The sequence below is a fragment of the Streptomyces sp. NPDC003042 genome, from assembly GCF_053591315.1.
The window spans coordinates 1-22,686 of the sequence record NZ_JBSFTP010000034.1; the positions used below are offsets into that span (position 1 = coordinate 1).

General features: G+C 72.7%; 22 protein-coding genes. 11 read left to right on the forward strand and 11 right to left on the reverse strand.

The annotated features are described in order from the left end of the window. Positions 1 to 85: 85 nt before the first annotated feature. The 3 genes from ACWDYJ_RS18350 to ACWDYJ_RS18360 form a co-directional block, all read right to left on the reverse strand. Positions 86 to 760 (reverse strand): hypothetical protein, encoded by a 675-nt coding sequence (locus ACWDYJ_RS18350; RefSeq protein ID WP_451566596.1) that lies wholly within the window; start codon positions 758 to 760, stop codon positions 86 to 88. A 232-nt stretch (positions 761 to 992) separates the two neighbouring features. Next, positions 993 to 1,763: a bestrophin-like domain gene (locus ACWDYJ_RS18355; RefSeq protein WP_451566597.1), complete on the reverse strand. Its 771-nt coding sequence runs from the start codon at positions 1,761 to 1,763 to the stop codon at positions 993 to 995. Between the two features lie 46 nt (positions 1,764 to 1,809). After that, positions 1,810 to 2,505: a hypothetical protein gene (locus ACWDYJ_RS18360; protein WP_451566598.1), complete on the reverse strand. Its 696-nt coding sequence runs from the start codon at positions 2,503 to 2,505 to the stop codon at positions 1,810 to 1,812. Positions 2,506 to 2,797: 292 nt separating this feature from the next. Here ACWDYJ_RS18360 and ACWDYJ_RS18365 point away from each other — a divergent pair, with 292 nt between their 5' ends. Together ACWDYJ_RS18365 and ACWDYJ_RS18370 are read left to right on the forward strand one after the other, a co-directional pair. After that, positions 2,798 to 3,628: an SAM-dependent methyltransferase gene (locus ACWDYJ_RS18365; RefSeq protein WP_451566653.1), complete on the forward strand. Its 831-nt coding sequence runs from the start codon at positions 2,798 to 2,800 to the stop codon at positions 3,626 to 3,628. A gap of 131 nt (positions 3,629 to 3,759) precedes the next feature. Beyond that, a complete protein-coding gene (locus tag ACWDYJ_RS18370) occupies positions 3,760 to 5,919 on the forward strand; it encodes a putative bifunctional diguanylate cyclase/phosphodiesterase (protein ID WP_451566654.1) in 2,160 nt (719 codons plus the stop codon). 64 nt (positions 5,920 to 5,983) lie between these two features. Here ACWDYJ_RS18370 and ACWDYJ_RS18375 read toward each other — a convergent pair whose 3' ends face one another. Beyond that, positions 5,984 to 7,060 (reverse strand): FAD-dependent monooxygenase, encoded by a 1,077-nt coding sequence (locus ACWDYJ_RS18375; protein WP_451566599.1) that lies wholly within the window; start codon positions 7,058 to 7,060, stop codon positions 5,984 to 5,986. Between the two features lie 105 nt (positions 7,061 to 7,165). Here ACWDYJ_RS18375 and ACWDYJ_RS18380 point away from each other — a divergent pair, with 105 nt between their 5' ends. After that, positions 7,166 to 7,810 carry a TetR/AcrR family transcriptional regulator gene (locus ACWDYJ_RS18380; protein ID WP_451566600.1) on the forward strand — a complete coding sequence of 215 codons (645 nt, stop codon included), beginning with the start codon at positions 7,166 to 7,168 and terminating at the stop codon, positions 7,808 to 7,810. A 9-nt stretch (positions 7,811 to 7,819) separates the two neighbouring features. On the opposite strand, the gene ACWDYJ_RS18385 is transcribed toward ACWDYJ_RS18380, so the two are convergent. Then, positions 7,820 to 8,698: a LysR family transcriptional regulator gene (locus ACWDYJ_RS18385; protein ID WP_451566601.1), complete on the reverse strand. Its 879-nt coding sequence runs from the start codon at positions 8,696 to 8,698 to the stop codon at positions 7,820 to 7,822. Between the two features lie 95 nt (positions 8,699 to 8,793). On the opposite strand from ACWDYJ_RS18385, the gene ACWDYJ_RS18390 reads away from it, so the two are divergent. The 4 genes from ACWDYJ_RS18390 to ACWDYJ_RS18405 all read left to right on the forward strand — a co-directional run bounded on the left by ACWDYJ_RS18390 (position 8,794) and on the right by ACWDYJ_RS18405 (position 13,047). After that, positions 8,794 to 9,498 carry a succinate dehydrogenase cytochrome b subunit gene (locus tag ACWDYJ_RS18390; RefSeq protein WP_451566602.1) on the forward strand — a complete coding sequence of 235 codons (705 nt, stop codon included), beginning with the start codon at positions 8,794 to 8,796 and terminating at the stop codon, positions 9,496 to 9,498. Between the two features lie 14 nt (positions 9,499 to 9,512). Further along, positions 9,513 to 11,465 carry a fumarate reductase/succinate dehydrogenase flavoprotein subunit gene (locus ACWDYJ_RS18395; RefSeq protein ID WP_451566655.1) on the forward strand — a complete coding sequence of 651 codons (1,953 nt, stop codon included), beginning with the start codon at positions 9,513 to 9,515 and terminating at the stop codon, positions 11,463 to 11,465. Continuing rightward, positions 11,462 to 12,202 (forward strand): succinate dehydrogenase/fumarate reductase iron-sulfur subunit, encoded by a 741-nt coding sequence (locus tag ACWDYJ_RS18400; protein WP_451566603.1) that lies wholly within the window; start codon positions 11,462 to 11,464, stop codon positions 12,200 to 12,202. The genes ACWDYJ_RS18395 and ACWDYJ_RS18400 overlap by 4 nt, the downstream gene beginning before the upstream one ends. Before the next feature lie 182 nt (positions 12,203 to 12,384). Then, positions 12,385 to 13,047, forward strand: a complete 663-nt coding sequence (locus ACWDYJ_RS18405; RefSeq protein WP_451566604.1) for a hypothetical protein — start codon at positions 12,385 to 12,387, stop codon at positions 13,045 to 13,047. A gap of 8 nt (positions 13,048 to 13,055) precedes the next feature. Here the strand turns inward: ACWDYJ_RS18405 and ACWDYJ_RS18410 are convergent, their stop codons facing one another. After that, entirely contained in the window at positions 13,056 to 14,060 is a 1,005-nt protein-coding gene (locus ACWDYJ_RS18410; protein WP_451566605.1) for an MsnO8 family LLM class oxidoreductase, read from the reverse strand. Between the two features lie 148 nt (positions 14,061 to 14,208). Between ACWDYJ_RS18410 and ACWDYJ_RS18415 the strand changes: the two genes are divergently transcribed. Next, the gene (locus tag ACWDYJ_RS18415; protein WP_451566606.1) at positions 14,209 to 14,700 is read left to right on the forward strand and encodes a phosphatase domain-containing protein; all 492 of its coding nucleotides are present in this window, start codon (positions 14,209 to 14,211) and stop codon (positions 14,698 to 14,700) included. Between the two features lie 36 nt (positions 14,701 to 14,736). Here ACWDYJ_RS18415 and ACWDYJ_RS18420 read toward each other — a convergent pair whose 3' ends face one another. Then, on the reverse strand, positions 14,737 to 14,952 hold the full coding sequence (locus ACWDYJ_RS18420; RefSeq protein WP_451566607.1) for a dodecin: 216 nt from the start codon (positions 14,950 to 14,952) through the stop codon (positions 14,737 to 14,739). A 216-nt stretch (positions 14,953 to 15,168) separates the two neighbouring features. On the opposite strand from ACWDYJ_RS18420, the gene ACWDYJ_RS18425 reads away from it, so the two are divergent. The 3 genes from ACWDYJ_RS18425 (at position 15,169) to ACWDYJ_RS18435 (ending at position 18,340) form a co-directional block, all read left to right on the forward strand. Beyond that, positions 15,169 to 16,431 carry an extracellular solute-binding protein gene (locus tag ACWDYJ_RS18425; RefSeq protein WP_451566608.1) on the forward strand — a complete coding sequence of 421 codons (1,263 nt, stop codon included), beginning with the start codon at positions 15,169 to 15,171 and terminating at the stop codon, positions 16,429 to 16,431. Positions 16,432 to 16,568: 137 nt separating this feature from the next. Beyond that, the gene (locus ACWDYJ_RS18430) at positions 16,569 to 17,360 is read left to right on the forward strand and encodes a GNAT family N-acetyltransferase (protein WP_451566609.1); all 792 of its coding nucleotides are present in this window, start codon (positions 16,569 to 16,571) and stop codon (positions 17,358 to 17,360) included. Next, positions 17,357 to 18,340, forward strand: coding sequence for a lysophospholipid acyltransferase family protein (locus ACWDYJ_RS18435; RefSeq protein WP_451566610.1), 984 nt, complete (start codon positions 17,357 to 17,359; stop codon positions 18,338 to 18,340). The genes ACWDYJ_RS18430 and ACWDYJ_RS18435 overlap by 4 nt, the downstream gene beginning before the upstream one ends. Here ACWDYJ_RS18435 and egtD read toward each other — a convergent pair. From egtD to egtA, 4 genes are read right to left on the reverse strand one after another with little or no spacing between them, the layout of a single operon-like run. Further along, the gene (egtD, locus tag ACWDYJ_RS18440) at positions 18,223 to 19,197 is read right to left on the reverse strand and encodes an L-histidine N(alpha)-methyltransferase (protein ID WP_451566611.1); all 975 of its coding nucleotides are present in this window, start codon (positions 19,195 to 19,197) and stop codon (positions 18,223 to 18,225) included. The genes ACWDYJ_RS18435 and egtD overlap by 118 nt on opposite strands. Further along, positions 19,194 to 19,952: an ergothioneine biosynthesis protein EgtC gene (egtC, locus tag ACWDYJ_RS18445; protein ID WP_451566612.1), complete on the reverse strand. Its 759-nt coding sequence runs from the start codon at positions 19,950 to 19,952 to the stop codon at positions 19,194 to 19,196. The genes egtD and egtC overlap by 4 nt, the downstream gene beginning before the upstream one ends. Next, on the reverse strand, positions 19,952 to 21,286 hold the full coding sequence (egtB, locus tag ACWDYJ_RS18450; RefSeq protein ID WP_451566613.1) for an ergothioneine biosynthesis protein EgtB: 1,335 nt from the start codon (positions 21,284 to 21,286) through the stop codon (positions 19,952 to 19,954). Before egtB ends, egtC begins: the two co-directional genes overlap by 1 nt. Continuing rightward, positions 21,283 to 22,629: an ergothioneine biosynthesis glutamate--cysteine ligase EgtA gene (gene egtA, locus ACWDYJ_RS18455; protein WP_451566614.1), complete on the reverse strand. Its 1,347-nt coding sequence runs from the start codon at positions 22,627 to 22,629 to the stop codon at positions 21,283 to 21,285. The genes egtB and egtA overlap by 4 nt, the downstream gene beginning before the upstream one ends. Positions 22,630 to 22,686 lie beyond the last annotated feature (57 nt).

The window sequence follows — 22,686 nt, forward strand, 5'->3', positions numbered from 1 at the left end:
AACCCGCCGCTCTTCCGATCTTCGCACGCACCAGGCCCCACCGGCCCCGCCCTTCGGGCGGCCGGAGCTACTTTGACGACACTCCCTAGTGCGCGCGGCGGGCGGACCGGCGCCGGACCGCGTACGCCGTACCGCCCAGCGCCAAGAGCGCGAGGCCGGCGCCCACGCCGAGTTCCAGCGGGTCCATGCCGGCCACGCTGCCTCCCAGCCCGCCCCGGACGCCGAGGCTGGCACCGGGCGTGGCGCTGGTGGTCGCCACCCGAGGGGGGAAGGCGGTCGCCACGGCAGTGGGGGTGGCTATCACGGCGGGAGGGGTGGCGGCGGTCGCGGTGGGCGAGGGGCTCGCGAGGGGAGCGCGCGAGGCGCCGATGGTCGAGCTGATGGTGGGACTGGACGTGGCGCCCGCGATCGTGAGGTCGGCGGAGCCGGTCTCCCCGTTGCAGGTGAAGGAGACGGAATACTGGGCTCCGAGCCGGGCGTCGCGGTCCACCGTGACCCGGACGGTCTGTCCGCGGGTGATGCTCACGGTGTCGAAGACCCCGGAGGAAGCGGTGGCGAACGCGGCGTCGCATTCGCTGACGGAGAGCACCACCTGGCCGCCGGGCGCGACCGTCGAGGGGGTGACGGCGAAGGCGAACGAGGTGATGGGCGCCGCCTCGGCCGCGACGGCGGCGGGCGCGCCGAAGGCGCCGAGGGCGAGGACCGCGCCCGTGGCGCCGGCACTCAGCAGGGCTGTGGCGGAGCTGCGTATCGCACCCATGGTTGATTCTCCGGATCTCCGAGGAGCAGTCGCGCGGAATTTCCGCACGCGGGGGGTGGTGCACCTCGATGTCCGCCACGCTAGGCGCGGGTACGGTGGCCCGCGATCAGGAACGGGCAAATGGGGCATGGCGGTAGGCCGAACCGGGGACGGATGGCCCGTCCCCGGTTTACCGGTGCCGCTGGTGTCCGCCGCTGAGGGGCGTCGGCGGCCGCCCGGCGGCGGCGCGGGATCAGTCCCCCAGCCGCAGGTGCGGGAACTGTGCGAGGAACGGCTCGGCGGTAGCCGCGATGCCCCGGCCGAACGGTGCGTCGAAGTCCCAGATCAGGAACAGCAGGAAGGCGATCAGCGCACTGAAGAGGCCCGCGAGCAGCAGTTCCCGGAACGAGCGCCTGATCTGCAGCGTGAAGATCAGACCTACCGTCACCAGGGCCCCGGCGATCAGCCCGAACCACACCACCCCCGGCATGGTGGCCCCCGCGCTCTGGCCGCGTGCGCTGCGGGCGTCGTCCGCCATGGCGGCCTGGTCCACAAGCGGTTGGTACGCCTGCCCCTCGTGGTCGGTCCGGGGCTCGTAGTCCGTCACGTCCCGGCGGATACGTTCCAGCAGCTGCCCCCCGCGGTCCGTGAGGCTGCCGTGCTCGGCCATCCGCTTCCACTCCGTGTCCACCACGTGGGTCACGTACGCGTCGACGTCGGAGCGGATCTTCTTGCGGACGTCGGCGGGGTAGACCTCGGAGCGGACGCTGATCTCGTGCAGGGCCTGGGCCTCCTGGCGTACGTGTTCCTGGGCGGCCCCGCGGGCCTCCCACACGCCGGCGATCGCCAGGCCCAGCACGATCGCGTAGATCACGCCGATCATCATCGTCATGTACTCGATGACGTCCGGGGTTTCGTTCGGATCGTCGTCCTCGCCGATCCTGCGGTGGTTGAAGAAGGCGATGGACAGCACGACGGCGCAGGCCGCGGCCATCGCGAGGGACAGGACGAGCCATTCCGACAAGACGACTCCCGATCGGTGAGTGGGCGGGACGGGGTGGGGGAGGGGCCTAGCGCGGGCGGAGCGCGGCGATCGCGAGCACGGCGGGGGCCGCGGTCATGAGGGTGAAGGTGACGGGGGAGAGGTGACGCTCGGCCGGTTTGCGGGTCGTGGCGTGGTACGAGGGGCGGGCCACCGGCCGCGGCGCGGGCGCCGGGGTCACCGCGGGGGTGGGCGCCGGCTCCGGCACGGGCTTCGGCGGTGGCGGCGCGGGTGCCTTGGCCACCGGGGGCGCGGGCGGAGCCGGTTCGGCCGGCTTCGGGGCGGGCGCCGGCGGTGCGGGTGTCGGCGGGGCGGGTGGGGTCGGGGGTGGCGGTGTGGGCTTCGGCGGCGGGGTCGGTTTCGGCGGGGTCGGCGTGGGCGTGGGCGTCGGAGTGGGGGTCGGGGTGGGCTTCGGCGGGCAGGGCGGGGGCGGCGGAGGCGGGCAGTGGGGCCTGCCGTGATGGCCCCCGTGATGTCCCTCGCCGCGGTGGCCGCAGTGGCCTTTGCCGTGCTCGTGGCCCCGGCCGTTGCCGTGATGTCCGCCACCCCGGCCGGCCGTGGCGCCGCCCTGGCCGGCGGCCGCCCATGCGGTGATGGCGGGTCCGCCGTCGCCGGCGTCGATCGTCGCGTAGGCGCAGCTATCGGCCACGGCCGGCGTGACGGACAGCGCCGCCCACAGCAGGACCGGGACCGCCAGCAGGCGTCGGGTACAGGCTCTGTTCACCCGGGGAGCATGGGCTCGCGCGCGCCCGCGCACGCGTGGCGTGGCTCCAGTTCGTCCGAACGGGCGGAGTTCGGACCATAGGGGTTTGAGCCAGATTTGATCGCGTCCGATCGATCACCTGTCAATTACCAAAAGGTATGTGTCGGTTTCTTCGTCACCCGCGTCCGGGCCCGCACGTGCCTTTGGTGTGTGACCAAGAACGGACCGCCAATTTCCGCTTTCGCTCGCCCTGTTGGGAAATGATCAGTACATTCGGCTCGGACAGGAGTCCGACGACGGCTTGGAGACCCCGATGGAGCGCCCCGCCTGGGCCCCGCCAGGCATCGACATATCGGTGCCGAGCGTGTCCCGCATCTACGATTACTACCTGGGCGGCTCCCACAATTTCGAGGTCGACCGCCAGGCCGCCCGCCGCGCCATGGAATTCATGCCGGGACTGCCCAAGATCATGCAGGCCAACCGGGCGTTCATGCGCCGCGCCGTCCGGCACGCCGTCGCCGAGGGCGTCACGCAGTTCCTCGACATCGGGTCGGGCATCCCCACCTTCGGCAATGTCCACGAGGTCGCCCACGCGGCGAACCCCGAGGCGCGCGTGGTCTACGTCGACCACGACCCGGTCGCCGTGGCGCACAGCCAGGCCGTCCTGGCCGGTGACGAGCGCACCGGCGTCGTCGCCGCCGACCTGCGCAAACCGCAGGACATCCTGGCCGCGCCCGAGGTCGGCGGGCTGCTGGACCTCAACCGCCCCGTCGCGCTGCTGCTGGTCGCCGTACTGCACTTCCTGGAGGACACGGACGAGCCGTACGCCGCCGTCGCCGAACTGCGCGAGGCGCTGGCCCCGGGCAGCCTGCTGATCCTCACGCACGCCTCGTACGAGGGGATCCCCCTCACGCAGGAGGTCGCGAGCGGCACCGTCGGCGTCTACCGGGACATCCGCAACCCGCTCGTCATGCGCACCCGCGAGCAGATCACCGGCTTCTTCGACGGTTTCGAGCTGCTGGAGCCGGGTCTCGTCTCGATGCCGGACTGGCGCCCGGACCGGACCGAGCCGCTCGCGGACGGCGAGGCTCCGGAGGACCCCTACGCCTTCTCGGGCTTCGGCGGCGTGGGACGCAAGGCGTGAGACTCCCCGCTCCCACACCGTCATCAGCCACCCCGAGCCGGCCCCTCCCAGCGGCCGCCCGGGAAGTGACGCCCCCGCCGGATCCCGCGACGTCCGACCAGCCGCCGGCCCCCCGCCCGGGGCCGGCGCCGCTGCGCGAGCTGCGGAGCGGGCTGGAGGACCGGATCGCGCGCTTCGCGACCATCTGGGGCCGAGCCATCTTCCCGGTCACCGCGACCTCGCTGACCCGCCCCGAGTTCGAGCAGCACCTCATCCGCCTCACCCGCGCCCTCACCGAGGCCCTGCACGCACGGCCCTTCGACGCCGGCGCCGCCCAGCACGTGGGCGCCGAACTCGTCGCCGCGCACTGCACCGACCCCGAGGCCCTCGCCGGCACGCTCGGCGTGGTCGAGTCGTACCTGGTGCTGTACTGCGGCCCGGACGGCTCCGGCACGGAGGGCACCGAGGAGTACCGCTCGCGCTGCGCCCGGCTCCAGCACGGCATCGCCGCCGGCTTCGCCCGCGCGCTGCGGGAGCGGACCCTCAAGGAGCAGGAGGCCATCGCCCGCTCCGCGCTGACGGCCCGCATCGACGCGCAACAGGCCCTGCACGCCAGCGAGGAACGCTTCCGGGCGGTCTTCGAGGGGGCGGCCATCGGGATCGGCATCGCCGACCTGGAGGGCAACGTGCTGGAGGTCAACGACGCGCTGCTGCAGATGTTCGGCGGCCTGGAAGGGCACGTCCGGGGCCGCAACGTCAGCGAATGGGGCCACCCCGACGACACCCCGCACGTCTGGCGGATGTACGGCGAGCTGGTGCGCGGGGAGCGCGAGCACTACCGGGTGGAGAAGCCCTACTACCGGCATGACGGGACCGTGCTGTGGACCAACCTGACGGTGTCCCTGCTGCGCGACGCCGACGGGGTGCCGCAGTACCAGCTGGCCCTGATGGAGGACACCACCGAACGCCGCCTGCTCAATCTGCGGCTGCGCTACGAGGCCACCCATGACGCACTGACCGGGCTGCCCAACCGCACCCTGTTCTTCGAACGGCTGGAGAAGGCCCTGAACGGGGCCGGCGGCAGCCGCTTCGGCCTGTGCTACCTGGACCTCGACGGGTTCAAGGCGGTCAATGACAGCCTCGGCCACTCGGCGGGGGACCGGCTGCTGGTGGAGGTCGCCGACCGGCTCCAGAGCTGCGCGACCGGACCGGGCGAGGTGGTCGCGCGCCTCGGCGGCGACGAGTTCGTGGCCCTGACCACCGGCCCCGCGGCCGGCTCCGGGGAGAAGGTGACGGACCTGGCGATGCGCATCCTCTCCGCGCTGTCCACCCCGATCCGCCTGGAGGGCCGGGAGCTGACGGTGCGCGGCAGCATCGGCATCGTCGAGGGCCGGGCGGGCGAACGCACCCCGGCGGAGGTGCTGCGCAGCGCCGACATCACCATGTACCGGGCCAAGGCGGCCGGCGGAAACCGCTTCGAGTTCGCCGACGCGGCGGCCGATGCCCGCGCCATCACCCGGCACGGCCTGACCAACGCCCTGCCGGCGGCGCTGGAGCGCGGTGAGTTCTTCATCGAGTACCAGCCGCTGGTGCACATGCACGACGGCAGCTTGCACGGCGCGGAGGCGCTGGTGCGCTGGTCCCACCCCCAGTACGGGGTGCTCGGCCCGGACCGCTTCATCCCGCTCGCCGAGCGGACCGGCCTGATCGTGCCGCTAGGCCGCTGGGTCCTGGAGGAGTCCGTCCGCCAGGCCTGCAAGTGGCAGCGCCAGTACGGTGGTTCGGCCCTGCGGATCAACGTCAACCTCTCGCCGACCCAGCTTCACCACCCCGGCCTGGTCGCCGACACGGTGCGCGTACTGGAGGCCTCGGGCCTGGCTCCCGGCGCGCTGTGCCTGGAGGTCACCGAGTCCGCTCTGATCGGGGCCGACGACGAACTCCTCGAACCGCTGCGCCGACTCGCCGCCCTGGGCGTGGACATCGCCCTCGACGACTTCGGCACGGGCTACTCGAACCTGGCCAACCTGCGCCGCCTGCCGGTCAGTGTCCTGAAGCTGGACCGCTCCTTCACCCAGGGGATGCAGCAGCAGCCGGCCAACCCCGTCGACGTCAAGATCGTGGAAGGCATCGTCGCCCTGGCCCACAGCCTCGAACTCGCGGTGACCGTCGAGGGCGTGGAGACCGGCGTCCAGGCGGCCCAGCTCCGCGACCTCGGCTGCGACACCGCGCAGGGCTGGTACTACGCCCGCCCCGGCGCCCCGGACCGCATCCACACCCTCTCCCTCTCGGACGCGGTCCCCACGCCCTCCTGACGCCCGCCGGTCGCCCCGCCCCGCCGCCCCGCCGCCCCCGGGCCCGGTCATCCGGGCCCGCCGGTCAGCCGAGCCCCGCCTCCGTCCCGTTGCCCGGCTCCCGGACGGCCGCCAGCACCCGCTCCAGCCGTCGGCTCGTGTCGGCCAGCAGCGCGGCGGCCACGGGCAGCCGCTCCCTCTCGTACCCGCCGAGCACCTCCTCCCCGGCGGGCCCGGCCGGCCCGGTGGGAGCGGCGGCCAGCGTCTCGCCCAGGGCGGTCGCGTCCTGGATCCCGGCATTCATGCCCAGGCCGCCGGCTATGGGGTGGACGTGCGCCGCGTCCCCCGCGAGGAAGACCCGGCCCTGGCGTATCCGGGAGGCCATGCGGACGTTGACCCGCCAGGCCGAGAGCCACGTCGGCTCCGCCAGCCGGATCCCCGGCATCCGGGCATGGCGGTCGAAGAGGCGCTGAAAACTCTCCAGAGAGGGCGGCACCGGATCGCCGTGCTCGTCCAACTCGCGCGATGCCTGCAACTGGAACGTCTCGGTACCGGGTATCGGGCAGAGCAGCATGGCGTCCCCGTCCGAGGTGAACCACTGGTGCCAGTACGCGCGGCTCAGCCCGGGAGCCGTCACATCGCCCAGCACCATGGTCTCCTCCTTCCCGGTGCTGCCCTCGAAGGGGATCCCGAGAAGCCGGCGCGTGGTGCTCCGGCCGCCGTCGCATCCGGCGAGGTAGCCGCTGGAGATGACCGAGCCGTCCGCCAGCTCCGCGGTCACTGCGCCCGCGTCCTGGACGATCCCCGTGAGGCGGGACCCGTACTCGACCCGCACGCCGAACTCCGACAGCCGTGCGCGCAGCTCCTCCTCGATCTGCCACTGGCCCACGAACAGGGCGTCGCCGTAGTGCGTGTCGTTGACGTGGTCGCCGTCGAAGTACTTGCGGAAGACCAGGCCGGCGCTGCCGACGGCCTTCATCCGCTCCGCGACCCCCAACCGCTCGAAGGCGTCGAGGCTGTCCCGGTTCAGCGTCTTGCCCCGGGATTCCCGGTGCGGAGCGAGGCGCTGCTCGAGGACCCGTACGCCGATCCCGCGGCGGGCCAGGTCACAGGCCAAGGTGAGTCCGGTGGGGCCGGAGCCCGCGATCAGTACGTCGGTCATCGGAAGTCCTCTCCTCGTCGATGTCTCAAGGAAAGCGGCTTCCGCTCCAAAAAGCAACCCGGTTACAAAAATAACTCGGTTACGTGATTGTGGTAGGGTGGGCGCATGGAAAACACGACAGGTCTGCGTGAGAACAAGAAGCTCCGTACGCGTCGCCAGCTGGCGGCAACGGCGCTGGAACTCTTCCTGGAGCGCGGCTTCGACGCCGTCTCGGTGGCCGACGTCGCCGCCGCGGCGGAGGTCTCCAAGCCCACGCTCTTCCGGTACTTCCCCAGCAAGGAGGACCTGGTCCTGGACCGCTTCGCCGACCACCAGGACGAGGCGGCGCGCATCGTCCGTGACCGGCCCGCCGGGCAAGGCCCTGTCGAGGCTCTGCGCGGGCACTTCGCCGCCGCCCTCGCCGAGCGGGATCCGATCACCGGGCTCTGCGACCACCCGGACGTCCTGGCTTTCCAGAGGCTGCTCTATTCCACCGTGGGCCTGGAGGCCCGCATGGCCCACTACACCGCGCGCGAGGTGGACCTGCTCGCGGCCGTCCTCGAGGCCGAGTCCGTCCAGCCCTTCTCGGCCCGACTCGCGGCCCTGCACCTGGTGACGGTCCGTCATGAGCTGGGCCGGGAGAACTGGCGCCGCCTCGATGCCGGGCAGAGTGCCGACGAGGCCCACCCGGCGGCCGTGGTCGACGCCGAGCAGGCCTTCGGGATGCTGGCCGGTGGCCTCGACCGGGTCCTGCCCATACGCCCCGCCTGAGGTGGTGCGTCAGCCCACCAGGATCCGCTTCAGTTCGCGGGCCGCGCGCGGGGGTGCCGCGTCCGTGCGGTGGGCCAGGGCGATCGTGCGGCGCAGCGGGGAGCCCGCGAGGGGCGTCGCGCGCAGGCCCGGGCCCGCGTGGTCGACGACCATGGCCGGGACCACCGCGAGGCCGAGTCCCGCCCGTACGAAGCCCAGGATCGCGTCCATCTCGCCGCCCTCCACGGTGAACACCGGCTCGAAGCCCGCCGCCCGGCAGGCCGCCACCGTCAGGTCGCGCAGGTCGTAGCCGTGGCGGAACATCACCATCGGCTCGTCGCGCAGATCGGCGATGGTCAGCTCCCCGCCTCCCGCCGGGGGTGGGAGGTCCGCCGAGGAGACCACCACCAGGTCCTCCGTCAGCAACTCCACCGTGGTCAGTGCCGGGGCCGAGGGCGGGAGCGGCAGCGCGATCAGGGCCAGGTCCAGAGCTCCGCGCGCGAGTTCCCGTACGAGGTCGAGGGAGCCGCTCTCCTCGATCAGCAGCTCGATCCCCGGGTGCGCGGTGTGGAAGGCGCGCAGTACGGCAGGCAGCAGGCCCGTGCACACGCTCGGCGTCGCCCCCAGCCGCACCCGGCCCCGCCGCAGCTGCGCCAGCTCCTGCACCTCCAGCCGGGCCGTGTCCGCGTCCGCCAGGATCCGCCGGGCCAGCGGCAGCAGGGTCTCGCCCGCGTCGGTGAGCGCGATGTTCCCCCGCGCGCGGCTGAAGAGCTCGGCCCCCAGCTCCCGTTCGAGCGCCTTGATCTGCTGGGACAGTGACGGCTGGGCCACGTGCTCGCGCTCGGCGGCGCGGGTGAAGTGCCGGGTCTCGGCGACGGCCACGAAATAGACGAGCTGCTGGAACTGCATGGCCCCAGGCTACCCACCTCCATAGGAGATGCCTATCGACATCAGCCTCAGCATGTCTTGGACCTTTCGGGGCCTTCGTCCCTACGGTCGGTCTCATGGCTCTGGCAACGCGGACGGATCGACGGCCGTCCATCACGCGCACGCTCTGGGACTCCACCGTCGGCAAGAAGTCCGTGATGGCCGTCTCCGGCCTGATCATGCTCGGCTACCTCGTCGTGCACATGCTCGGCAACCTCAAGATCTTCTTCGGGGCGGACGAGTTCAACGGCTACGCCCACTGGCTGCGTACCCTCGGCTCTCCCTTCCTGCACCACGAGTGGGCCCTGTGGATCGTCCGCGTGGTCCTCGTCGCCGCCGTCGTCGCCCACGCCGTGGCCGCCTACCAGCTCAGCCGGCGCGACATCAAGGCGCGGCCCGTGAAGTACGCCCACAAGCGCCGCCGCGCGAGCTACGCCACCCGCACGATGCGCTGGGGCGGCGTCATCCTCGCCCTCTTCATCGTCTGGCACCTCCTCGACCTCACCACGCTCACCGTCAACGAGCGCGCCTGGGTCGGACACCCGTACGAGAACGTCCTCGCCACCTTCTCCACCTGGTACGGCAACACCATCTACCTCGTGGCCATGGCCGCCCTCGGCCTCCACGTCCGCCACGGCTTCTGGAGCGCGGCCCAGACCCTCGGCGCGGGCAACGCCCGCCGGGACCGGACGCTGAAGGTCCTGGCCAACGCCCTGGCCCTCGTCCTCTTCGCCGGCTTCGTGTCCGTCCCCGTAGCCGTCATGACCGGAGTGGTGAACTGAACGTGAGCGACCTCGTGAACGACTACACCCGTTACACCACCGGTGTGCCCCTCACCGACACCAAGGCCCCCGAGGGCCCGATCGCCGAGCGCTGGGACCGCCGCCGCTTCGAGGCCAAGCTGGTCAACCCGGCCAACCGCCGCAAGCACACCGTCATCGTCGTCGGCACGGGCCTGGCCGGCGGCGCGGCCGGCGCGACCCTCGCCGAACAGGGATACCACGTCGTCCAGTTCTGTTTCTCCGACTCCCCGCGCCGCGCCCACTCCATCGCCGCCCAGGGCGGCATCAACGCCGCCAAGAACTACCGCAACGACGGCGACTCGGTGCACCGCCTCTTCTACGACACCGTCAAGGGCGGCGACTTCCGCGCCCGCGAGTCGAACGTCCACCGCCTCGCGCAGATCTCCGTCGAGATCATCGACCAGTGCGTCGCCCAGGGCGTCCCCTTCGCCCGCGAGTACGGCGGCCTCCTCGACACCCGCTCCTTCGGCGGGGTCCAGGTCTCGCGTACCTTCTACGCCCGCGGCCAGACGGGGCAGCAGCTGCTGCTCGGCGCCTACCAGGCGCTCTCCCGGCAGATCGCCGCGGGCAACGTCGAGATGCACGCCCGCACCGAAATGCTCGACCTGATCACGGTCGACGGAGTGGCGCGCGGGATCGTGGCACGCGACCTCATCACAGGTGACATTGCAACGTACTACGCCGACGCGGTGGTACTGGCGAGCGGCGGCTACGGCAACGTCTTCTACCTCTCCACCAACGCCATGAACTCCAACGCGACCGCCGTCTGGCGGGCGCACCGGCGCGGCGCGTACTTCGCCAACCCGTGCTTCACCCAGATCCACCCCACCTGCATCCCGCGCACCGGCGACCACCAGTCCAAGCTCACGCTGATGAGCGAGTCCCTGCGCAACGACGGCCGCATCTGGGTCCCCAAGGCCAAGGGCGACACCCGCCCCGCGGCCGACATCCCGGAGGCCGAGCGCGACTACTACCTCGAGCGGATCTACCCCTCCTTCGGCAACCTCGTCCCGCGCGACATCGCCTCCCGCGCCGCGAAGAACGTCTGCGACGAGGGCCGCGGCGTCGGCCCCGGAGGCCAGGGCGTCTACCTCGACTTCGCCGACGCGATCCGCCGCATGGGCCAGGACAAGGTCGCCGAGAAGTACGGGAACCTCTTCGAGATGTACGAGCGGATCACCGCCGAGAACCCGTACGAGGTCCCCATGCGGATCTACCCGGCCGTCCACTACACGATGGGAGGCCTGTGGGTCGACTACGACCTCCAGACCACCGTCCCCGGCCTGTTCGCCATCGGCGAGGCCAACTTCTCCGACCACGGAGCCAACCGCCTCGGAGCCTCCGCCCTCATGCAGGGCCTCGGCGACGGTTACTTCGTACTCCCCTCCACCATCAACGACTACCTGGCCCGTCATCCCCACGCGGCAGGCGTCGACGACACCCACCCCGAGGCACGGGCAGCCGTACGCGAGACGCGCGAGCGCCTTGAGCGGCTGTTGAGCGTCGACGGCGACCGCACCCCCGACTCCTTCCACCGCGAGATCGGTGAACTCATGTGGGAGTACTGCGGGATGGCCCGTACCGAGGAGGGACTGCGCAAGGCGCTTGCCCGCATTCCGGAGATCCGGGAGGAGTTCTGGCGACGCGTCAGGGTGCCGGGCACCGGCGAGGAGTTCAACCAGTCCCTGGAGAAGGCGAACCGTGTCGTCGACTACCTGGAACTCGCCGAGCTGATGTGCCTCGACGCCCTCCACCGGGCCGAGTCCTGCGGCGGCCACTTCCGCGAGGAGTCCCAGACCCCGGACGGCGAAGCGGCCCGCCGCGACGAGGAGTTCGGCTACGTCGCCGCCTGGGAGTACGGGCGCCACACCGGCGCCGCCCCCGTCCTGCACAAGGAAGACCTCGTCTTCGAGTACGTCCACCCCACCCAGCGGAGCTACGCATGAAGCTCACCCTGCGCGTCTGGCGCCAGCGGAACACCGACGCCCCCGGCGCCATGGCCTCCTACGAGGTCGACGGCATCTCGAAGGACATGTCCTTCCTGGAGATGCTCGACACCCTCAACGAGGACCTCATCCTGCGGGGCGAGGATCCGGTCGCCTTCGACCACGACTGCCGCGAGGGCATCTGCGGCGCGTGCAGCCTCGTCATCAACGGCGACGCCCACGGCCCCGAGCGCACCACCACCTGCCAGCTCCACATGCGGTCCTTCGCCGACGGCGACACCATCGACGTCGAACCGTGGCGGGCCTCCGCCTTCCCCGTGGTCAAGGACCTCGTCGTCGACCGCAGCGCCTTCGACCGCATCATCCAGGCCGGCGGCTACATCACCGCGCCGACCGGGGCCGCGCCGGAGGCCCACGCCACCGCCGTGCCCAAGCCCGACGCCGACTTCGCCTTCGAGCACGCCGAGTGCATCGGATGCGGCGCCTGCGTGGCGGCCTGTCCCAACGGCTCCGCGATGCTCTTCACCTCCGCCAAGGTCAACCACCTGAACGTGTTGCCGCAGGGCTCGCCGGAGCGCGAGACCCGGGTGCTGGACATGGTGGCCCAGATGGACGGCGAGGGCTTCGGCGGCTGCACCCTGACCGGCGAATGCGCCACGGCCTGCCCCAAGGGCATCCCGCTGCCGTCGATCGCCGCGATGAACAAGGAGTGGCTGCGCGCGGTCCGCAAGTCCTGACCCGGCGCACCCGCCTCGCACACCGGACGAGAGCCTCGTACGAGCGCCCCTCCGGCCGGACCGCCCGGTTCCCCCGGACCGCCTGGTCCGATCGGCTGACCCGATCCGCCGACCGGGCGCACGTACGGGCGCTGCGCCGCGCCGTGCGCCGGCCGGTCCGGGGCCTGGGGGACAGTGGGCCCATGCCACAGCCCCCCGCCCGGCCCGGACCGCGCCGCCGCACCGTGCTGGCCGCCGCCCTCGCCCCGATGGCGGTGGCCGCGGCGAGCGGCTGCACCGCGGAGGAACGGCCCCGCACCCCGGCGCCCGGGCCTTCGGCCGCGCCCGTCAGGGACGCCCTCGTCATGGTGATCCGGCACGCGGAGAAGCCGTACGCCGGAGGCACCGGCGAGGACGACGAGGGCAACGAGGACCCCGGGTTCCTCGCCGGACGCGGCCGGCGCCGGGCCGAGGAACTGCCCCGCCTCTTCCCGCCCTCCCGCGGCGCCCCTCTGCCCCGCCCCGCCGCGCTCTTCGCGACCGGCGGGCCGGCGACCGCTCCCGCCCGCTGCCGGCAGACCCTGGAACCGCTGGCCACCGCCCTGCGGACGCCTGTACGAGCCGAGTTCGCGCTCGGCGCCGAAGCGGCCCTGGCGCGCGCCGCCCTGGCCGCCCCGATGCCCGTACTCGTCTGCTGGGAGCACACCGGCGTCCCCCGCCTGATCCGGGCCCTCGGCGCCCACCAGCTCCTGGACCTCCCCGCGGCCTGGCCCGACCGCTACGACCTCGTCTGGATGTTCACCCGCGCCCAGGGCCGTTGGAGTTTCCGCGAACTCCCGCAGCAACTGCTCGCGGGAGATGTGTAGGCGGGCCGTCAGGCGGAAGCGGCCCGCAGGCCCGCGATCCGGGCCAGCCTGCCGAAGGTGTCCAGCAGGGCGGTGCGGTCGTACGTGGAAGTGGTGACCAGCAGTTCGTCCGCCCCCGTGTCCTCGCCGACCCGGGCCAGCTCCGCCGCGACCTGCTCCCGCGTCCCGACGATGTGCCCGGCGAGGGCGCCCTCGTAGAGCTCGCGCTCCTTGGCCGTCATCTCCAGCGCCTCGATCTCCTCGGCCGGACGCAGGGGCGGGAAACTGCCGCGGGTGCGGGAGTGGGCCAGGGACCAGGCCTCCGGGATCAGGATCCGCCGGGCGGCCTCCTCGGTGGCGGCGACCGCGACCGTCCCGGAGACGACGACGTAGGGGTCGGCGCCCCAGGCCGAGGGCCGGAACTCCGTGCGGTACGCCTCGACGACGTCGGCGACCCGGGCGCGGGCCCGCAGATCCCCCACCACCAGCGGCAGTCCGGCCCGCGCCGCGATCCCGGCGCCCTCACCGGTGGCCAGGACGAAGGGCGGAATCCGCAGCCCCTCCGCCGGACGGGCGTGCACCTCGGGGTGCGCCCGCTGGGTGCCGTCGATCCAGCCCAGCAGTTCGGCCAGTTGCTCCTCGAAGCGGTCGGCGTCCACGGTGTCGCGGCCCAGCGCCCGGCGGATCCCGTTGGTGAAGCCGACCGAGCGGCCGAGCCCCATGTCGATCCGGCCGGGGAACAGCGCTTCCAGCACCCCGAACTGCTCGGCGACCACCAGCGGCTGGTGGTTGGGCAGCATCACGCCGCCCGTGCCGACCCGGATCCGCCGGGTGGAGGCCGCCACGGCGGCGGCGAGGACGGCGGGCGCCGAGCCCGCGACTCCGGGCACGCTGTGGTGCTCCGACACCCAGAAGCGGTGGTAGCCGAGGTCCTCAGCCGCACGGGCCAGCTCCACGGTGTCACGCAGGGCCTCGGGGGCGGTGTGCCCCTCGCGGGTGCGGGACCGGTCGAGTATCGAGATTTTTCGGATCACACAGGTCTCAACGCGTGGGCACGCCAGGGATTCCCCGCACCGCCGCGCCCTGCCCCCGCACGGCCAGCCCCGCTCCGGCACGGCACGGCAGGGGCACGGCGGGTGCCCGGCACGGCCCGGCCCGCGCACGACGGCCTAGGCTGCCGCCATGACCGAGACCGCATCCCGGCCGCTGGCCGTCTTCGACATCGACAACACCCTGGCCGACACCGCTCACCGGCAGCATTTCCTCGAGGGTCGGCCTCGGGACTGGGACGGCTTCTTCGGTGCGGCCCTGTCCGATCCCCCGCTCGCGCGCGGGGTGGCGATGGCGGTGGAGAGCGCGGCGGACTGTGAGGTGGTGTACCTGACCGGCCGCCCGGAGCGGTGCCGGGCCGACACCGTCGCATGGCTGACCCGCTACGGACTGCCCGAGGGCCGCGTGTGGATGCGCGGCAACCAGGACCGCCGCCCGGCCCGGCTGACCAAGCTGGACGTGCTCCAGCGGATCGCCCGGGGCCGCGAGGTGCGCGTACTGGTCGACGACGACGAACTCGTCTGCCAGGCCGCCCGCGCCGCCGGCTTTCATGTGGTGCTGGCGAACTGGGCGGCCGAGGCGCCGGAGCTCAAGGCCGCCCAGGAGGGCGAGGGCCGCACCTGAACGCCGACACGTCCCCGGCCGTCACCGCGCGGGCCGTCATTCCTCGCCGTCGAGGCGGAAGCCCACTTTCAGGCCCACCTGGTAGTGCGCGACCTCACCGTTCTCGATGTGCCCGCGCATCTGGGTGACCTCGAACCAGTCGAGGTTGCGAAGGGTTTGGCCCGCGCGGGCGATACCGTTCCGGATGGCCTGATCGATTCCCTCGTGGGAGGTGCCGACGATCTCGGTCACGCGGTAGGTGTGATGGGACATGGGATCTCCCGCCAGTCGTCGCTGTTGCCTTGTTCCACGGTGCCCCAGTAAGGGCGGGTCCGCGAACTATGCGTGAACAATCGAGGGCCGAAGGCTCTTGACCCGCCCATTGGTCTATGCCAATTTCAAGCCATCTGAGATCCGACTGGGATCCGACTGAAATCGTCGGAGATCCGTCGGAGACCGTCGGAGATCCATCCCCAGAAGGTGACCCTCGTGAAGATGCGCTTCCTCGCCGTGTGCACCGCCCTCGCGGCCGCGACCGCCCTGACCGGCTGCGGCCGATGGGCCGGATCGGCAGGAGGTTCCGAGAAGGTGACGCTCTGGCTGATGAAGGGCAGCGCGTCGGAGGACTTCATAGCCGAGTTCACCGCCGACTTCGAGAAGGAACACCCCGGCATCGACCTCGACGTGAAGATCCAGGAGTGGACCGGCATCGGCGACAAGGTCAACGCCGTCCTCGCCGGCACGAGCGGGGAGAGCGCCGACGTCATCGAGGTCGGCAACACCCAGGTCGCGCAGTACGTCGAGACCGGCGGCGTCGAAGAGCTCACCCTGGAGGGCCTGCGCACATGGGGCGGCAAGGACTGGCTCAAGGGCCTCTCCGACCCGGGAAGCGTCAACGGGGCCCAGTACGGAGTCCCGTGGTACGCCGCCAACCGAGTGGTGATCTACCACAAGGAGCTGTTCGCGAACGCCGGGATCAAGGCCACGCCCAAGAACCGCCAGGAGTGGATCTCGGCCACCCAGAAGCTCGACAAGGGCGACCAGCAGGGCATCTACCTCGCCGGGCAGAACTGGTACGTCCTCGCCGGGTTCATCTGGGACGAGGGCGGCGAACTCGCCGTCGAGGCCAGCGGTCAGTGGGTCGGCACCCTGGACGACGAGAAGGCGCTGGCCGCGATGGACTTCTACAAGCAGCTCCAGGGCCTCGGTGACGGACCCAAGGACGCCGACGAGGAGACGCCCCCGCAGTCCGAGGTCTTCGCCCGCGGCCAGGTCGCCCAGATCATCGCCCCGCCCGGCCAGGCCGCCGAGATCGAGGCGGCCAACCCCGCGCTCAAGGGCAAGCTGGGCTTCTTCCCCATCCCCGGCAAGAGCTCCGAGAAGGCCGGGGCCGTCTTCACCGGCGGATCCGACCTGATCATCCCGGCGAAGACCAAGCGGCGGAGCCACGCCGTGGACGTGATCACGGCCCTGGTCAGCGAGAAGTGGCAGACCGAACTCGCCGGCACCATGAGCTACGTCCCCAACAAGACCACCCTCGCGCACGTCGTCGAGGGCAACGAAGGGGCCGCCGCCATGGCTCCCGGCGCCGCCCAGGGCCGGGCCACCCCGAAGTCCGCGCGCTGGGCCGAGGTCGAGGCCCAGAACCCCATCAAGCCGTACATGACGGCCGTGCTGGGCGGTCAGGACCCCCGGCAGGCCGCCAGGACGGCCTCCGACACGATCAGCAAGGTCCTCAGCTCCGACCGCTGAGTCGGCCCGTCGAGTTCAGCGTCCGCACATCCAAGGGCCGCTGGGCGGTCATGTCGAATCCAGCCGGTCACGGAAGAAGTAAAGGAGCCAGGCCCGCACCCGCGGCCCGGCTCCCCGTGCCCGGATCAGGAGCAGCCATGACCATCGCCCCCCTGTCCCCGTCCCCCCTCGCTCCCCCCAGCCCCGCGGCGGCGTCCGTCGGCCCCAGGTACGCCGTCCGCCTCGCCCGTGACGAGGACGAGGTCCGCGCCGCCCAGCGGCTGCGTCACCAGGTCTTCGCCGGAGAGCTCGGCGCCCGCCTGGACGGACCCGAGCCGGGCCTGGACGCCGACGCCTTCGACGCCTACTGCGACCACCTCCTGGTCCTCGACGAGGAGAGCGGGCAGGTCGTCGGCACCTACCGGCTGCTTCCCCCGGAGCGCGCCGCCGTCGCCGGACGCCTCTACTCCGAGAGCGAGTTCGACCTCTCCGCCCTCGCACCCATCCGCCCCGACCTGGTCGAAGTCGGCCGCTCCTGCGTCCACCCCGACCACCGCAACGGCGCCGTCATCGCCCTCATCTGGGCCGGACTCGCCCGCTACATGGACCGCTCCGGCCACAACTGGCTGGCCGGCTGCTGCTCGATCCCGCTCGCCGACGGCGGGGTGCTGGCCGCCGCCACCCGGGAGACCGTGCTGGCCCGCAACCTCGCGCCCGAGGAGTACCGGGTCACCCCGCACCTGCCCTGGAACCCCGAAGGCGTCACCTTCCCCGGCCGCATGGAACTGCCGCCCCTGCTGCGCGGATACCTGCGCCTCGGCGCCTGGGTCTGCGGAGAGCCCGCCCTCGACGCCGAGTTCGGCTGCGCCGACCTGTACGTCCTGCTCTCCCTGCGCCGCACCAACCCGCGCTACCTGGGCCACTTCCTCTCGCTCGCCCCGGGCGCATGAGCGTCTGGCTGCCGACCGCGCCCTGCACCCCCGAGGCCTGCGCCGCTCACACGGGGCGGGTCGCGGGCGTCCCGCGCGCGGTGCTCCGGCTCGCCACCGCCCTCGCCCTGATCGTGCTCGCCGTCCTGACCGCCCCGCCGGTGCGGCTGCTGCCCGCCCGTCCCCGGCACGCGCTGGTCCGCGCTTGGTCGGCCGCGCTGCTCCGGGCCTTGGGAATACGGATCACCGTGCACGGCAGCTCCGGCCCGGAGGGGGGCCGGCTGATCGTCGCCAACCACATCTCCTGGCTCGACATCCCGCTCGTCACCGCCGTCCTGCCCTGCCGGATGCTGGCCAAGAGCGAGATCGGCGCCTGGCCGGTGCTCGGCCGGCTCGCCGCACGGGCCGGCACGCTGTTCATCGAGCGCGACCGGATCCGGGCCCTGCCCGCCACCGTCGGGGCCCTCACCCGGGCGCTGCTGGCCGGCGACCGGGTCACCGTCTTCCCGGAGGGCTCCACCTGGTGCGGGCGCGCCCAAGGGCCCTTCCGGCGCGCCGTGTTCCAGTCGGCGCTGGACGCGCGGACACCCGTACAGCCCGTACGGCTCGATTACCGGCTGGCGGACGGGCAGCTCGCCGGGGCGCCCGCCTTCGTCGGGGACGATCCGCTGACCGCCTCGCTGTGGCGGATCGCCCGGGCGCGCGGCGTCCGGGCCGAGGTGTGGCTGCTGCCGCGGATCCCGCCGGGCCGGTACGCGGACCGGCGGGACCTCGCGGCGGCGGCGTGGCGGGCCGTACTCGGCGAGACCGGGCGGCCGCTGCCGGCGGGCGTACCCGTACAGCGGCAGCCGCATCCGTCACACGCCCCCGCGGGCGTACCGGGTCAGTGCCCCGCGCCGTCGGCCACCGACAGGGACAGCGCGAAACGACCCTCCGCATCCGTCCACCAGTGGCTCAACCCCAGCCCGGCCTCCGCCAGTTCGCGGCGCACGCCGTCCTGACGGAACTTCGCAGACACCTCCGTGAGGATCTCCTCACCGGCCTCGAACGGCACCACCAGATCCAGCGCCCGGATCTTCACCACCACCGCCGACCGCGCCCGCAACCGCATCTCGATCCACTCGTGCTCCCGGTTCCACAGCGCCACGTGCGCGAAGTCGGCGGTGTGGAAATCCGCCCCCAACTCCCGGTCGATCACCGCCAGTACGTTCTTGTTGAACTCGGCCGTCACTCCCTGCGCGTCGTCGTACGCCGCCACCAGCACGGCCTCGTCCTTCACCAGGTCCGTCCCCATCAGCAGCGCGTCCCCCGGCGACAGCATCGCCCGTACGGAGGCCAGGAACCGGGCGCGCTCCGGCGGCAGCAGATTCCCGATCGTGCCGCCCAGGAACACCACCAGCCGGGGCCCTGAGGAGTCGGGCAGACGCAGCGGACGGGTGAAATCGGCCAGCAGCGCGTGGACCTTCAGCCCCGGATGCGCCGCGAGGAGGGTCTCGGCCGCCCCCGTCAGCGCGCTCTCGCTGACATCCACGGGGATGTACGTCTCCAGCGCGGGCATCGCCTCTATCAGGTGCCGGGTCTTCTCGGAGGAGCCGGAGCCCAGCTCCACCAGCGTGCGCGCGCCGCTCACCGCCGCGATCTCCTGGGCCCGCTCCAGCAGGATCTCCCGCTCGGCGCGCGTCGGATAGTACTCGGGCAACCGCGTGATCTCCTCGAAGAGTTCACTGCCGCGGGCGTCGTAGAACCACTTGGGCGGCAGCTCCTTGGGAGAGGCGGTCAGCCCGCGCAGGACATCCGTACGAAGCGCCCTGTCGGCGGCGTGCTCGTCGAGTGCCCGGGTCAACTGGAAGTCGCTCACAGGGAGATCTCCTTGAGGGGGGTCAGTTCGACCCGTGTACGGGTTGCGGTCAGCAGGGTCCGGTCGGGCACTTCGCTCCATCGGGCGTCCCCGTCGTACGGCTCGGACGCCACGACCGTGCTCCCGGCCCGCGGGTCTGCCAGATACCAGAGCGAGTCGCCCCACGCGGTGGCGGCGACGGCCGCGCCGTCGGTCACCAGCAGGTTCAGCCGGGAGCCCGGAGAGGCGGCGGCCAGCTCACGGACCGGTTCCGCGAGGGCCGCGCCCAGCGAGGCGCCTGCGCGCAGCCGGTGCAGGACCAGCGCCCAGACCAGCGCCGAGTCGGTGCGCGCGGCCAACTGGAGCAGTTCCTCGGGCGGCAGGGTGGCCGCCAGCGGAGCCGCCGCGTCCGGCCAGTCCCTGAGGGCGCCGTTGTGACTGAACAGCCACGGTCCCTCCGCGAACGGCGCCGCCGCTGCCTCCCCGTCAGCCCCCGGCAGGGTGGAGTCCCGTACGGCCGCCAGCACGGCGTCGCTGCGCACCACGCGGGCGAGATCGGCGAAGCCCGGGTCGCTCCAGATCGGCCCGGAGCGGCGGTAGCGGGCGGGGACCGGATCGCCCTGCGCGTACCAGCCGACACCGAAACCGTCGGCGTTGACCGTGCCGCTGCGCTGATGGTGCGGATCCCAGGCCTGGTGCACCAGCGAGTGCTCGGGCTCGCTCAGCAGCCGCCCGAGCGCCAGCGGCGGCCCCACGTAGGCGAGATGACGGCACATCAGATGTCCCTCGCGGTGCGGAAGCCGGAGAAGATCTGCCGCCGCACCGGCAGGTCCCAGTTGCGGAAGGTGCCCCGGCAGGCCACCGGATCCACCGCGAAGGAGCCGCCGCGCAGCACCTTGTGCTCCGGGCTGAAGAAGACTTCCGAGTACTCGCGGTACGGGAAGGCCCTGAAGCCGGGATACGGCAGGAAGTCGGAGGCGGTCCACTCCCACACGTCGCCGATCAGCTGGCGCACCCCGAGCGGGGAGGCCCCGGCCGGGTAGGAGCCCGCGCGGGCCGGGCGCAGGTGGCGCTGGCCCAGATTGGCGTGCGCGGGGGTCGGGTCGCCGTCGCCCCAGGGGTAGCGGCGGGAGCGGCCGGTCGCCGGGTCGTACCGGGCGGCCTTCTCCCACTCGGCCTCGGTCGGCAGCCGGCGGCCCGCCCAGCGGGCGTAGGCGTCCGCCTCGTACCAGCTCACGTGCAGCACCGGCTCGTCGCCCGGCACCGGCTCGCTCACCCCGAACCGGCGACGCAGCCATTGGCCGGCCTCGCGGCGCCAGAACAGCGGGGCCTCGATGCCGTGTTCGCGGATCTGGTTCCAGCCGGCCGCCGCCCACCAGCGGGGCTCGTGGTAGCCGCCGTCCGCGATGAAGGCCTCGTACGCGGCGTTGGTCACCGGAGCCGTGTCGATCAGGAACGGTGCGATGTCCCGGATGTGCGCGGGCCGTTCGTTGTCCAGCGACCACGGCTCGGCGGAGGTGCCCATGGTGAAGGGGCCGCCGGGCACCAGGACTTCGGACGTGACGAGGGCGGGTCCCTGGGGCGGATCCGGGTCCGGCGCGGTCAGCACCGGGGCGCCCTGCCGGAGCTGATGGGTGATCAGCATCGTTTCGTCGTGCTGCTGCTCGTGCTGGGCGATCATGCCGAAGACGTAGCCGTCGGTCAGCAGGCCGGTGCCCTCCAGCGGGATGCGCTCCAGCAGGTCGAAGACCCGGCCGCGCACTTCGGCCGTGTAGCGCCGGGCCTCCTGCGGCCCCAGCAGCGGCAGCTTCGGCCGCTCGGAGCGCGGGTGCTCGAAGGCGTCGTAGAGCGGATCGATCTCGGGACGCATGGACGGCCGGCCCGCCACCTCGCGCAGCAGCCAGAGCTCCTCCATGTTCCCGATGTGCGCGAGGTCCCAGACCAGCGGCGACATCAGAGGGGAGTGCTGCGCGGTCAGATCCCGGTCGCTCACGGGATCGGTCAGCGCGGCGGTGCGGGCGCGGGCAGCGGTCAGGGCGGCGTAGGCGCGCTCGCGCAGCAGCTCGGGATGGATGTCGGGATGGATCTCCGGACGGAACTCGGTGGTCACGGGCAGGGCCCCTTCCCGGTGGTCTGTCGCAGGTCGGATGCCCCGATGTCGTCGGCCGGGCAGCGGCCGCGCAGGACGTAGCGCTCGGTGAAGGAGCCGACGGTGTCCCGGACGTGCGTGCTCGCCCCGAGCCGTGGCAGCGCCTCGCCTGCCGCCCGGAAGCAGTCGGCGGCGGCCGTACGCAGATCCGGATCGGCGAGCCCCGCCCGGGCGGCGGAGCGCCACAGCGGATTGCGCGGGGCGCCCGTGGCTCCGTAGGCGTCGGCCAGCGCCTTCGCCACCCGGTAGGCGGTCTCGGCGGCCTCCGCGTCGTCGAACAACGCGTGCACGACCGCCGTCGGGACCAGCCAACCGTCCTCGCCGGGCTGCGCGTCGATCATCCGCAGCTCCAGGTGGCCGCGCGGCCGGATCGGCGGGAAGAGGGTGGTGAGGTGGTACTCCAGGTCCTCCGTGGTGGGCGGCCGCAGGCCGGGGAGCCCGGGGAGTCCTGGGAGTCCTGGGCGTCTGGACGCGCGCAGCCAGCGCCGGAAGGTCAGCCCGCGCGGCACGGCCCAGGGTCCGGCGCCGTCCCCGTGCGGCCGTACGCACATCACCTCGGTGTCGAGCGCGTGGCGGGTCCAGGCGGCCCGGGGCTCACCGTCCAGCGGTGGGGCGAGCGCGCGCCGCGCGTCGAGGTCGCTCCAGATCCCCTGCCGCGCGCACCGCCAGCCCTGGTACGGTCCCGCGTGGCCGGGGGAGTTGGCGAAGGCGGCCACCAGCACCGCGCCCAGCAGGTGCGCCATCCGCCAGCGCCGGCCGTGACCGAGCGCGCCCGGTTCCTCGTGGCCCGCGTCCACGCAGACCTGTACGGAGGCGGAGGAGCGCATCATGGCGCGACCGGCCGGGCCGGTACGGTCGAAGTAACGTTCCATCGCCTCATAGCGCGGGCTGTCCAGCAGCCGGCGCAGCGGGCGGCGCGCATCCTCACCGGCGCCCCGCAGGACGAGGCCCTGGGCGCGCAGGGCGCCGCGGGCGGCCGCGAGGTCGGCCTGGAGGCCGTCCACGCACCCGGTCAGGGAGGGGGCCGGCTCGGAGCTGAACTCCAGCTGGCCTCCCGGCTCGACGGTGACGCGGGAGCGCAGCGGCAGGGCGCGGACGGTGTCGTAGGCGGCCGTCAGCCGCTCGGGGGCGGGCGGCAGCCAGGGCCGCTCGGCGTCCAGCACCAGCCATTCCAGCTCGGCGCCGACCAGCCGGGGCGGGCCGGTCTTGAAGCAGATGCCGTGGATCAACTCCTCGGCGGTCGCCTCGGTGAGGAGTGCGGGCTCGCGGTCCGGGGCGGACGGAGCGGGTGCGTCCTGAGACATGACCGGTTCCTCGTCTCGTGTCGTCGGCCGTGATGTCACCCGTCCCTACCCGTCCTC